This window comes from Cytobacillus sp. FSL M8-0252 (assembly GCF_038007345.1).
GTDB classification, from domain to species: domain Bacteria; phylum Bacillota; class Bacilli; order Bacillales; family Cytobacillaceae; genus Cytobacillus; species Cytobacillus kochii.
The window spans coordinates 578,582-591,200 of the sequence record NZ_JBBOWZ010000001.1 but is presented as its reverse complement, the minus strand read 5'-3'; the positions used below and the strand labels follow the sequence as shown (position 1 = coordinate 591,200).

Genomic DNA, 12,619 nt, shown 5'->3' with positions numbered 1-12,619 from the left:
TTCACCTCCAAGATGATTACGATGATTGAGGGGTTTCCTCTGCTATTTGATCTTCTAAATATTGATGGAACATGACTTGTTTAATTTGATAATTATCCATTTCAGCCACTTCCCACACATGATTATCGTGATGAACCTCGTCACCCTGCTCTACTACTTCAAGGTTTTTATATTGTATCCAACCAGCAATTGTGTCGATATCTTCACTATCTTCAAATGTTAGGCCAAACCGGTCTTCCAAATCAGTCAATAACACACGTCCATTGATGATATACTTTTGTTCACCCGCTGGACGGATATCCGCTACTTCATCCTCATCAAATTCATCGCGAATTTCGCCAACTAGCTCTTCAAGTACATCCTCCATCGTTAAAACACCAGAAGTTCCGCCGTACTCATCCATAACAACAGTCATATGGACTTGTTCTTGCTGCATTTTCAACAGCGCATCTTGTATACTTGTTACTTCTACAACAAATGGAACATCACGCATATATTGCTCTAACTTTACTTCCCTGCCACTCACAATGTGACTGAGCATTTTCTTCGCATTGACAACACCAATAATACGGTCTTTATCCCCATTTTCGACAACGGGATAACGCGTATAATTATGTTCATCTAAAATGGCGATCAGTTCATCTGGAGTCATATCCTTATCAATTGTCACAAGATCTGTTCTTGGAACCATGATATCTTTTGCTACTCTTTCATCAAAAGAAAAGACGTTCTCTAAATACTTCAGTTCTGTTTGATCAATTTCTCCACCTTGGAAACTTTGTGCCATAACGATTTTTAATTCTTCCTCAGTGTATGCCTTTTCTTGCGGAGCTGGCGCGACACCAAACATACGCAATAAAAGACGAGAAGCACCATTTAAAGCAAAAATAAACGGCGACATAATCTTACCGAACCAGTAAAGTGAAGGAGCAAGCATTAACGTCACTTTTTCCGAAAATTGAATAGCTAAAGTTTTCGGTGCCATCTCTCCGACTACCACGTGTAAATAAGTTACTAATGCAAAAGCAATTGCATAAGAAGCAACATCAGCAATAGTAGCAGAAATGTTTAACCAACTAAAAACAGGATACAACACAGCACTAACAGCCGGTTTACCTAATGCACCTAAACCAAGGGCTGTTACCGTAATACCAAGTTGACAAGCTGATAAATAATAATCCAGGTCCGCTGCTACTTTCTTAGCAAGAACCGCTTTTTTATTTCCTTCAGCAATTAACTGGTCAATTCTCGACATACGGAGTTTGACTACTGCGAACTCAGACGCAACGAAAAACGCCGTCAGAGCAAGTAAAATTACAAGCATTATTAAATTCGTAATGGTTATTATGTCCAATTATTTCCCTCTTAACTGAGGGATTCACCTCCAAAATAGTTAACACTCATTCAATCGTTTGAAACAATCTGATAATTCTTTTTCAAGTAAGCGAAACACACGCTTTTTTTCGATTTCGGAACATTGTTGATATCGTTGTTCTACGATTTCAAGCTTCCCTTTTAAACGATTGATTTCCTCTTGGACCTCTATTACCATGGGGTCTACTCCTTGGTTATCCTGTGTATGAAGTACTCTCTGAATCTCTAGAATTGATAATCTCTCTTTCTTCAAAGCTTTAATCCTTTCTAACGTATTCAGGACATCCTCAGGATAAAGACGGTAGTTTGAAGAGGAACGTTCGACACTCAATAAATTCTTTTTTGTGTAATAATCAATCGTCCGTGATGTTAAACCGCTCAATTTCGCCACCTGACCAATTCGCAATAACGCCTTCCCAATGAAGTAACCCCCTTTCTATATTAAGTATTACGTTTCAGTTTTATCTAAAACCTATGTTTATAGGTTGAAACTTTTTAAGAAAAAACACAAACTATTACGTTATAGTTTATGAGAAAATTATATAATGGACTGTAACTGAAATCAAGTGGTAGCTTTTTCAGTCCACAACTCCCCATTCTCAATTATATTTTAACTGATAACAGCAGATATCTCAAAAAAAGAAACTTCATATTATATATCTCTCACTTGATAAAGAAAGATATGATTGATTATTTTACCTCTATGATACTTTTCGGAGGATGATATAGAATGATAAACGGGCTGATGAGATGACGGTGCCTGAATTGTACTCAGCCGGAAATATTGGCTTGTTCTAGTGAACTCGAATCAGAATAGGCGAGCTAGCTTTTGTAATAGTTGGAAACGCGGCAATTATTTTGAACCAACTACTATATTTGACTCGTTTAACAGACAAACGCTTCAAATTTTTCACCGCTCTCAGAATACTGACTCGTTCTTACTGGAAACGTATCAAATAGCATAGGGTTACTCTATATTTGATTCGTTTAACAAGTAATCGCTCCAAAAATTTGGACATTCTGTAAATCTTGACACGTTTTGGAAAGGAACGAATCAAACATTTGAACCTTCTACTATATTTGACTCGTTTAACAGACAAACGCTTCAAATTTTTCACAGCCCTCAGAATACTGACTCGTTCTTGCTGAAAACGTATCAAATAGCATAGGGTTACTCTATATTTGATTCGTTTAAGAAGTAAACGCTCCAAAAATCGGTACTCTCAACAAATCCTGGCTCGTTGCGAATTTACTGTCACACGCCAAGAATAATACAAAGTTATCTTTCCCCGATTTCCTAATTATCTTTCTCCGCTTGCTTTGTATTGTATTTTCCCCATAAAAAAACACCTCCATTCTTAAATGGAAGTGTTGGTTCTTTCATATAATTTTGTCCATCATGGTCGTTGCAATAGAGAAATAAATCAGTAGGCTAAGAATATCATTTAATGTAGTAATAAAAGGGCCGGATGCAATGGCTGGATCAATTTTTAAGCGGTTGATAATGAGCGGAACAACTGCTCCAATCACTGCGGCCATACTTAATGCTAAAAATAGTGACGCACCAACGATAAAAGCAAGCAGCCAATTTCCTTGGTAGAATAGACCAATAATACCTGTTAATACGATCATACATACGACACCGAGCATCAAACCAGTACCCAATTCCCTTTTCACTATTTGCCATACACCGTTTTTCTCTACTGATCCAGTGGCTAATCCACGGACAGCAACAGCTAATGATTGTGTCCCTGTGTTACCTGCCGTTCCCATAATCAATGGCATAAATGCAGCGAGGATGACAATTTGCTGTAATGTTTCTTCAAAGCGACCGATGATGTTAGCGGTAATCATACCGAAAAACATCAATAAAACAATCCAAGGTGCACGCTTTTTTGCGGCACTAAAAGCCGTTAAGTTTAAATCTGTCGCCCCTTTAGAAGCAGCAAATTCTCCAAAATCATCATCTGTCTCTTCTTCTAGTACATCGATAACATCATCGACTGTAATAATACCGACAAGCTTTCCTTCTTTCCCAATGACAGGAACCGCTAGAAAATCATATTCTTTAATCAAACGTGCCACTTTTTCTTGATCTTCATTGACCGGTACAGAAACCACTTGTGTGCTCATAATATCATCAATGATTTGATCAGGCTGTGCAATAATTAAATCTCTTAATGAAACAACCCCAGCAAGACGCTCCTCTATATCGACGACGTATAAATAGTAAATCGTCTCAGCAGCCATTGCCGTTTCTCTTAGTTCTTCAATGACTTGGGCGGCAGTGGACTCAACTGAAATGCGAATGAATTCTTTCGTCATAATGGCACCGGCCGTTCTCGGTGCATAAGTCATCAGCTCGATGACTTTATTGGCTTCTTCTTGATCCATGGATTGAAGGATATCATCTGCATTTTCTACTTCCATTTCAAGCAAGAAATCGGCAACGTCATCAGCGGACATATAATTAAACATCGCGACAGCATATTGAAAGCCTATATGAGTGAAAACCTCAGATTGATCCTCTAAGTCTAGCCCTTGAAAAATATCAGAGAACTCTTCGGGTGTCAGAAAAAGTAGCAATTGTTTTTGTAATGGCAGTTCCATTTCTTTAAACACTTCTACTTGGTCCGTCGGATGCAATTCAAGGAATGTCTCACGAAACATTTTTAAGTTGCGTTCAGTGATATATTTTAATACTTGTTTTTGGTAATCTTTTTTTTGTTTTAATTTTAATAATTGGTTCATTTCGACTCCTCCATTTCTGAAGAAGAGCCTATTTATTCTGTATAAGATGAGTGGTGCAGAACAAATACCCTCCTCTTTTCTCCCTATTGATCAATTCCTGTTTACTCGACCTCGGATTGGGAATACTATCCATCCCGCACCACCTCCTTGTTTTTTTAAAATGAAAAAGCACCTCCAACTAACCGTGGAGGTGCATAAAATGCATAGAAAATACAACATGTACGCGTATTGTACAAGCAGTAATTACCCCTCCATTCGTAGAGCTTTAGCACTGTACAGCATAGGTAAATACCAGCTACATTAAAAACCACCTTATGTCGATGGTTCCTGTTGACCCATTGGCGTCTTTGGACATTTTTGGGCAGTAGCATATCTCTATACAGGAGCCTCACCTAACGAGGATTCATATGGATTGCCATGTTCACTTTACATCTAGTGTTACATTCTGTCAACACCTTTAGAAAAATTAATAAAGGTCCCCGGTACAAGGGAACCTATTAGATTTAAGCATAGTAGCCGATGATGGATTTAGGTTCTAAAAATTCTTCGATACCAAAGTCTCCCCATTCACGTCCAATGCCTGATTGTTTAAAGCCGCCAAACGGTGCTGAGAAATCAGTTTTTGAATTATTGACTTGGATTTGTCCAGCGCGAATGCCTTTGGCCACTTTTTGTAATGTGTTACGATCGCCACCGTAAACGTATCCAGCTAATCCATAAATGGTATCATTAGCGATTTCGATTGCTTCATCCAAGTTATCGTATGTGAGGATACTCATTACTGGTCCAAAGATTTCTTCTTGGGCAATCGTCATATCGTTTTTCACATTTGTAAAAGCAGTGATTTTCGTATAATAACCTTTCTCCAGTCCTTCTGGTTTTCCAGGACCACCGGCAATTAATTCTGCTCCTTCTTCTGATCCTTTTTTAATATACGATTGTACCCTTTCCCATTGATCTGCATCGACAAGAGGACCCACTTGAACATCTTGACTTGTTGGATCACCGACTGGGAAGTTTTCAATCACTTCTTTTACAGCCTCAACGAATTCATCATGCATTCCTTTTGGAATGAGTGTTCTTGTTGCCGCTGTACAAACTTGACCTGTATTTCCTGCGACGAGCGCAACGGCTGTTTTTGCCGCTCCTTTAATGTCTGCATCATCTAACACGATAAGTGGTGATTTTCCACCTAACTCAAGAGAAACTTTCTTGATAGTTGAAGCTGCGTTTTCCATAATTTTTTGTCCGACTTCACCAGATCCTGTAAAGGATACGAAATCAATATCAGGATGTGAACTAATGCCATTACCGATTGTTGAACCTGAACCTGTTACTAGGTTAAAGACACCTTTTGGCAAACCTGCCGCTTCAAAGATTTCCGCTAAAATCATCGCTGCAAATGGTGTATTAGATGCTGGTTTAAGCACTACGGTACTACCAGCAGCAAACGCACTTGCCAGTTTAGTAGAGGTTTGATTCGTAGGGAAGTTCCATGGTGTTATGAGTCCTGCTACACCAATCGCTTCCTTGCGAACTAATGTGTTTCCTCGTTCTTCTTCAAATTTGAACGTTTTTAATTCCTCTACCGCTTGTTTAAAGTGTTGTAAACCCATTTGATAATGGACTTTATTGCTTCGCTTAACAGGAGAGCCAAGTTCTTCTGTAATCACTTCTATAATATCGTCTTTACGTTTTTCGTATTCTTGACAAATTCGCTCAAGTAACTCAATTCTTTCTTCTACTGATGTTTGAGAGAATGATGGAAATGCAGCTTTGGCCGCTGCCACTGCTTTATCTAAATCTTCTTCTGTTCCTGAACTAATTTTTCCCATTACTTCTTCCGTTGCTGGATTAATGACATCAATGGTTTTAGATCCCGTTGATGTGACCCATTCGCCATTAATATATTGCTTAGTATAATTTCGCATAAGTATAATCAAGCTCCTTTAGGGATATTATTGATTCTACTTAACCCATTCCCTTTCTCCCCTTTATTAAACATGTCACATTCGTCATTTATTACCAACTTTTCATCTGTATAACATTTATTCTTTAGGAAAAGATAGGGCTACGTGCTCGTCACGTAATATCGGTGTGGAGGGATGGACGTTGGAATTTATTGCTCATTTGATTCATCTAATCCAAAGATGGTTAGTGAAATTAAACTACTCTATCTACAAGAGATCTAATCGCCTCCTAAGAATAAATAGAGCTAGGTCAATGGCGTAAAGTAGACGTTCTACCAATCACGGATAGTAAAAAGGTAAGCATCTTCACGATGCTTACCTTACTAATGTTTTTCTTTATTTTTGGCTAATGTTTCTTTATCTAATGTTCCAGGTGGTTGTTCAAGATAACCCAATTCCACCATTAAATTCCCTATATCCTTTGCATACTGACCCACTTCCATAGCTAAACGTTCATAATTGATGATCAGGTCATGCCTTTGACTTGCTGCAGCACCCGTCGCATAGTTTCCACTCCCGGCAGCTGTTAACATCCCTAATTGAAAAAGGATTAATTTATCCGAGAATACTTCGGCAGTTGAATTGGTAATACTAACATCTCCATCAATTGGTGCTTGAAGACCATTGTTAATCAAAGTAACAGCAAATAATTCCACATGTTTTTCTGAAATATCTTTGCCTTGTATACATATCTTTTGTACTTCTTTTCTTGGTGACATTTGGGCAAAGCTTGTAGCTAATTTTAGCCCAACAACATTATTGAAAAAATTAAGATGAAGATGAGAGATTTCCACAGCATTCAACGCCCTTTTGTCTGCAAACGGATTTAATCCTTTGAAATAACTTTTATCATCCACCATATCAATTTCTTTTGGATAAGGAATAACAGGCGATCGTACAAATACACCTTTATTGATTTGTATTTCTGAACTTTGCTCAAATAAATCAGCTGTCGCAAAAAGTGTCTTATTAAAAAGCTTCCTTATATCTTTTCTTGCACTTAAGGCAAGAAAGCCACTATAACTAAGCATGCCAGCTTTAGCCATATGATGAATGTAGGTTAACATAAAAATATCTGTATACACTTTCGGGGCATGAATATTTACATCCTCAGCAGTAAACCCTTTTGGAATGGGTATTTTCTCTTGTTGAAAGATACTTTTCAATTTTGCTATATGGTCTTCTGAAATCTGACAAGCAGTTTGTACTAGTTGAGATATCATCTTATCCTCAACGTTTTCTCGCAAATAACTTAAAAACTGAACGGACATCGTATTTTGCATATAAGATGTCCATAAAGACGCTAACTCCGAAGAAGAAAGGTTAATCTTTTCTTCTGTCATGCGTGCACTTCCCTTCACAATATTCTGACCTTACTATTTGTTATTGAAAGGAGAATTATACCAAATAGGAAAATAAAAAAGCAGCTCACATAAATTTTAAGTGAGCTGCTTTTAAACTTAGATTAAGTTTTTCACTACTTCTTCTAATTTCATCTCCCTGGAGCCCTTAAATAGAATGAGGGCTTCTTTCTTCACGATTTTATTAATAAATTGGACGATTTCCGATTTTGTATAAGGAGACACCACTTTGTCTTCCCCCATCATTTGTTTCGCTTCTTTAGCAATTGCAGAGGCTAATATTCCATATGTGACGACAAAATCAATTTCATTCGGGTCAATTGCCTTTGCCATTTGTTTATGGAGAGTTTCAGCACTATCACCTAGCTCTAGCATATCTCCTAGTACTAATATTTTCTGATGATAGCCCTCCATTTCCTGTACTGTTTCAATCGCAGCTTGTACAGAGTTAGGACTCGCATTCCAAGCATCATTAATAATGGTGTATCCTTTTTTTGTTTGAATTGTTTCCATTCGCATGGCAGTCAAATCTAAGTTCTTCAATCCAGCGATAATGTTTTCAGGTGTCACTCCCAATTCAAGAGCGACAGCTACCGCTGCTAACGTATTTTTCACATTATGTTTACCAATGATCGATACTTTTAGATCTTTAAATAACTGCTCTCCTGCGATATCAAACTCAAGATATTTTTTATATTCTTTTACTTTTTCATAGTAGTAATTATTCGTTACCTCATGACCGAATGTTTTAACACGCATGGGTAAATCAACATTGGCTAACGCCTGCTTTAAGTGAGCATCATCGCCATAGTATATAAATAAGCCGCCATCTCTTAAACCATCAATAATTTCCAGTTTAGCATTAGCGATATTTTCCTCTGAACCTAGTGTCGCAATATGTGCCAAACCAACCATCGTAATAACTACAACATCAGGCTGAGCAATGGTTGACAGACGATGAATTTGTCCCTTTTCACTCATACCCATTTCTAGAACAAGGACCTCTGTCTCTTCTGCGACATCAAGAATGGTAAGAGGCAACCCGATTTGGCTGTTTAAATTCCCTTTTGTCTTATGGACTTTATATGTCGTCTGTAAGATGGACTTAACCATATCCTTTGTTGTTGTTTTTCCATTACTCCCCGTTACACCGACAACCTTTATATTTAATTGCTCACGATAAGCAGTTGCCAATTCTTGTAATGCTAGAAGTGGATCATCAACGTAAATCACAGGTACGCCTTCGGGTGGATGCTTATGCCCCTTCTTCCAAAGGGTTGCAGTAGCCCCCCGATCGAAAGCCGTATTTACATAGTTATGACCATCATCAATTCTCATAATAGGAATAAATAAATTCCCCTTATGTAATGTTCTTGTATCTATCGAAACCCCGTCAACACGGATATCAGCGTACTCTTCTTGCAGACCTGAACCATTTAACATATCTTGAATTTCAACTAAACTTCGCTTTATCATCCTAAATCCTCCACAATGATTACTTACATCAAATTGTAGACCTTTTTGCAGAAAAAGAAAACTCTTTAGTAAGGTAAAGCTGAAATGTTTTAATAGATTTAACTTTTAGAAAAAATCTCATCCATTCATGATAATATGGAATAAATTATCTAAAAAATACAAGGGGAGATTTTATGGCTACACCTAAACATATTGTCTCAGCAGCAACGATTGTTTTAAACGATCATAATGAAATCCTACTCATAAAAGGGCCACTAAGAGGTTGGGAAATGCCTGGTGGACAAGTAGAAGAAGGTGAATCCATCACAGAGGCAGCCATCCGCGAAACAAAAGAAGAATCTGGAATCGACGTAGAGATCCTACGCTTCTGTGGCATCTTCCAAAACGTAGAAAAATCCATCTGTAACACCTTATTCCTTGCCAAACCTACCGGCGGAGAACTAACCACAAGCTCAGAAAGCTTAGCAGTTGGCTACTTCCCTATTGACCAGGCATTACAAATGATTGAATGGCAAAACTACAGGCAACGGGTCGAGTATTGTTTGGATGAAGGTAGGCACCCTTTTTTTGTCGATTTTTAAACATATTGCGTTTTAACCTAACCTACTATCTAGAGACTGATTTTAGGTTAGTTATATTTGTTTCTTCTTGTTCCTTTGCTATGCTTACTAACCGCGCAAACAAAATAAAACTCACCCCGCCCATTAGACCAATTGCACCAGTAATAACAAGAGGCGGAACCCATTCACTTACAATGACAACGACACCTGCAGCACTGACACCTAAGAAAATTGAAACACCATACAGCGACATGTAAGTACTTCTCGCATGATCAGGCACACTATTAGCGAGCAAGGTCTGCTGCATCGGGATATACATCATCTCACCAATTGATGCGAGGAACATAGCAACAATAAGCAGCATGGGAATGGTTGTAAAGCTAAGAACTGTATAACCGGTGAAAAATAGCAAAAGTCCAACCAAAAATGTCACACGTTCCTTCCACTTTTTTATGACTGTGATAACAACGAACGTAAGCGCAACAACAAGTAAAGTATTTTCTGCCTTCAAAAATCCTAGTAGATTCACACCATCTACTTCCATAGGAATGGCGGTAATGATTTGTATTGGATTTGGGAGCTGTTCTTTTAAACGAATACCAATATAATTCGTTAATTGTTCCTCCACAGCTACAATTAATACACTAGCAAGAATAAATATGATAAAAAATTTATGCTTTAATATATTTAAATACTCTTTATACACTTGAATCGTTTGACTACTTTTTTGTCGCTGCACGTTAGGTTGATAGGTTTCTTTAATAAACACCTTTGTCATCAAAATAGAAAGGAAGGACACAAGAGCTGCACTAAGGAGTAATAAGACAAGGTGGGAAAAAAAGAAGAAAGCGCCGACCATACTACCAATAGCAATCCCTAAATTTCGAACCCAATAGGCATAAGTGTAAATGATTTTTCTTTCTTCAGGGGAACTCACATCAATGATTAATGCTTGATAGGCTGGATTGACGACACCTGTGCTAAATTGAATGATCATAAAAAATAGAAAAGTGATGTAAGGATAGGCACCAACGGATGTATTGGCAACTGCAGCACCTATATACCCTATAAATACAAACAGTTCTGCAAGCAATATTACCTTCCTTCTCCCTACTCTGTCTGAAGTAAATCCACCTAATAAGGAGCCTAAAACACTTGCCAACATCACACATAGAAATAGAACACCTGTCACGGCCTTCCCAACTTCTTCAGCAAAATAAATAATGATATAAGGTAAAATCGCCATTGTTGAAATAGATGAAATGAATTGTAACAGTAATCTAATACGGATGGCTGGGTGCAGATTTTTCATACATATTCCTCCTCTTTTTAATGATTGATTAATCAATCATTATTGAAGCGAATGAGAAGACTTCCCTAAACTAAGAAAGTCCTTTATCTGTTACTTTTTCAGTTGGTGCAAAAAGATTTAGTGCAGTGACAGCATATTGTTCCCACACATCACTATAGCGATTATCAGTTGAATTTAAACGAACGCCTATTAAGAGACTCGTATACAATGTAGCAACAATAAGCGGATCTTGTTTCTTAAACACCCCTATTTGCTGCCCGTTTTGTACCAATTTCCCGACCTTCCCACGAAATACATCATGGAACTCATCTAATTCCTTAAACACATCAGCATACCGTTCATGCTGTCCCACAACTTGTACAACCAATTGCAAATAACGATTCATTTCTGCAAATGCTCTAAAATGCTCTCTTAACATCTGTTTTGTTTCCAATAAAGGATCAGCAGACGTCTCATCAAAAAATAAAACGCGCTCCTTCAATTCTGTTAATGGTTCAACAACAACGGTATAAAACAATGCTTCCTTATCTTTAAAATAAGTAAACACACTACCAAAACTAACATTAGCAGCAACAGAAACCTTCTTAATTGTCGTACCCTCATACCCTTCAGTCGCAAATAACCCCATAGCCGCTTCTAAAATCTTCTTTTTCCGGAGCTCCATATTTTGAATTTGTTTTTCCGATAATGGCATTTGAACACCTTCTTGAAATGATTGATTAATCAATCATCAATTATTTTATAATTATATTATACCAATTACCAACTTATGTGAAGTAATTATTCTCCTTTTGAAAATATCCCTTTAAGTAATGGCTCTTTCTGTTTCGATTTCACAGGAGTATAAAAGCGATTTTTAGGAGTATTTTCTAAGTAAGGCAATAAGATATTTACTTTCTCATCACAGTTAGCAGCATCAATTAATTGCTTTTCAATAACCTTCATAGGTTCCTTTATACTTCCATCTTCGCTATAAATGAACCGATCATCGGCAAATTGCTCTGCGGCTTCCGTTTCATTTTCTGTATACGCATGTACAGATGGGCGAGCCCAAAACACATCATTGCGCACAATTCGAGCCGGACTTCCCGCTGCTGACACATTGGATGGTAATGATTTTGTCACAAGTGATTTTGCTCCAAGAATAGAACCAGACCCAATATTAACACCTTTTAATATCATCACATCTTGTCCAATCCAAATATGATCACCTAAATAAACGCTTTTAGTTGGATTGATGCGCTTTTTCGTTGCTGCATCATAAATCAAATGTGGATCTGCTAACCTTACAACCACACCTGTGGAAAACATATTATCATGACCAATGAAAAGATTCTTTTGCTCTGAAAGAATAAATCTAGCACTCCCATTAAAAGAATAATTGCGCCCAATAAAGAAGGCACTATTATTCCATACTGAAACATTAAATGTCGCACGTCGATTGGATTTACCAATAATGACAACTGAATGATTGCCATTAAAATGAATATTCGTATTTTTAAATTTGGCGCCACGTTCAACAATTAATGTATTGCCCTCTCCGACAAACTTCACCTTCGAATGATCAAATGCAATTTCCTCTTCTTTCATCCCTATTAATTGAATTTCATTATTTGAAGTTGGTTTTTTAAATATATCTGTGATGGTTTCCATTATTTACACACCTACTTTTATTAGCATTAAAACGCATTTATTATACAAAAGAATCTATTCATCATACGCATTTTAATCCTAACTTAACGACTTTGTATTTAAGATACTTTAATTTTTACATCACCTGTAATAATCACGTATAAAACGTAACCTAAAATGGTT

Annotated in this window: 10 protein-coding genes and 1 riboswitch; of the genes, 1 reads left to right on the top strand and 9 read right to left on the bottom strand. The window is 37.3% G+C overall.

What is annotated here, in order from left to right; genetic code table 11:
- Positions 1-16: 16 nt before the first annotated feature.
- The 6 genes from MKX83_RS03110 to MKX83_RS03085 all read right to left on the bottom strand — a co-directional run bounded on the left by MKX83_RS03110 (position 17) and on the right by MKX83_RS03085 (position 8,932).
- Positions 17-1,354 (bottom strand): hemolysin family protein, encoded by a 1,338-nt coding sequence (locus MKX83_RS03110; protein WP_224939152.1) that lies wholly within the window; start codon positions 1,352-1,354, stop codon positions 17-19.
- 39 nt (positions 1,355-1,393) lie between these two features.
- A complete protein-coding gene (locus tag MKX83_RS03105; RefSeq protein ID WP_224939188.1) occupies positions 1,394-1,765 on the bottom strand; it encodes a MerR family transcriptional regulator in 372 nt (123 codons plus the stop codon).
- A gap of 989 nt (positions 1,766-2,754) precedes the next feature.
- The gene (gene mgtE, locus MKX83_RS03100; RefSeq protein WP_095370766.1) at positions 2,755-4,125 is read right to left on the bottom strand and encodes a magnesium transporter; all 1,371 of its coding nucleotides are present in this window, start codon (positions 4,123-4,125) and stop codon (positions 2,755-2,757) included.
- 242 nt (positions 4,126-4,367) lie between these two features.
- A riboswitch (M-box (ykoK) riboswitch) is annotated at positions 4,368-4,532 on the bottom strand.
- Positions 4,533-4,628: 96 nt separating this feature from the next.
- Positions 4,629-6,056, bottom strand: a complete 1,428-nt coding sequence (locus MKX83_RS03095; protein ID WP_322910505.1) for an aldehyde dehydrogenase family protein — start codon at positions 6,054-6,056, stop codon at positions 4,629-4,631.
- Between the two features lie 362 nt (positions 6,057-6,418).
- On the bottom strand, positions 6,419-7,438 hold the full coding sequence (locus tag MKX83_RS03090) for a DUF3231 family protein (protein ID WP_341053986.1): 1,020 nt from the start codon (positions 7,436-7,438) through the stop codon (positions 6,419-6,421).
- Positions 7,439-7,555: 117 nt separating this feature from the next.
- The gene (locus MKX83_RS03085; protein WP_307318766.1) at positions 7,556-8,932 is read right to left on the bottom strand and encodes a UDP-N-acetylmuramoyl-tripeptide--D-alanyl-D-alanine ligase; all 1,377 of its coding nucleotides are present in this window, start codon (positions 8,930-8,932) and stop codon (positions 7,556-7,558) included.
- A 173-nt stretch (positions 8,933-9,105) separates the two neighbouring features.
- Between MKX83_RS03085 and MKX83_RS03080 the strand changes: the two genes are divergently transcribed.
- Entirely contained in the window at positions 9,106-9,513 is a 408-nt protein-coding gene (locus MKX83_RS03080; protein WP_095370770.1) for an NUDIX hydrolase, read from the top strand.
- A 25-nt stretch (positions 9,514-9,538) separates the two neighbouring features.
- Here MKX83_RS03080 and MKX83_RS03075 read toward each other — a convergent pair whose 3' ends face one another.
- The 3 genes from MKX83_RS03075 to MKX83_RS03065 all read right to left on the bottom strand — a co-directional run bounded on the left by MKX83_RS03075 (position 9,539) and on the right by MKX83_RS03065 (position 12,457).
- A complete protein-coding gene (locus MKX83_RS03075) occupies positions 9,539-10,804 on the bottom strand; it encodes an MFS transporter (RefSeq protein WP_341053984.1) in 1,266 nt (421 codons plus the stop codon).
- Positions 10,805-10,874: 70 nt separating this feature from the next.
- Positions 10,875-11,498, bottom strand: coding sequence for a TetR/AcrR family transcriptional regulator (locus MKX83_RS03070; RefSeq protein ID WP_095370771.1), 624 nt, complete (start codon positions 11,496-11,498; stop codon positions 10,875-10,877).
- An 86-nt stretch (positions 11,499-11,584) separates the two neighbouring features.
- A complete protein-coding gene (locus MKX83_RS03065; RefSeq protein ID WP_095370772.1) occupies positions 11,585-12,457 on the bottom strand; it encodes an acyltransferase in 873 nt (290 codons plus the stop codon).
- Between the last annotated feature and the right edge of the window lie 162 nt (positions 12,458-12,619).

Excerpts from the sequence above, each read along its gene's own strand:
- MKX83_RS03090 (WP_341053986.1), bottom strand. The coding sequence starts at position 7,438 with ATGACAGAAGAAAAGATTAACCTTTCTTCTTCGGAGTTAGCGTCTTTA.
- MKX83_RS03095 (WP_322910505.1), bottom strand. The coding sequence starts at position 6,056 with ATGCGAAATTATACTAAGCAATATATTAATGGCGAATGGGTCACATCA.
- MKX83_RS03070 (WP_095370771.1), bottom strand. The coding sequence starts at position 11,498 with ATGCCATTATCGGAAAAACAAATTCAAAATATGGAGCTCCGGAAAAAG.
- MKX83_RS03085 (WP_307318766.1), bottom strand. The coding sequence starts at position 8,932 with ATGATAAAGCGAAGTTTAGTTGAAATTCAAGATATGTTAAATGGTTCA.
- MKX83_RS03065 (WP_095370772.1), bottom strand. The coding sequence starts at position 12,457 with ATGGAAACCATCACAGATATATTTAAAAAACCAACTTCAAATAATGAA.
- mgtE (WP_095370766.1), bottom strand. The coding sequence starts at position 4,125 with ATGAACCAATTATTAAAATTAAAACAAAAAAAAGATTACCAAAAACAA.
- MKX83_RS03080 (WP_095370770.1), top strand. The coding sequence starts at position 9,106 with ATGGCTACACCTAAACATATTGTCTCAGCAGCAACGATTGTTTTAAAC.
- MKX83_RS03075 (WP_341053984.1), bottom strand. The coding sequence starts at position 10,804 with ATGAAAAATCTGCACCCAGCCATCCGTATTAGATTACTGTTACAATTC.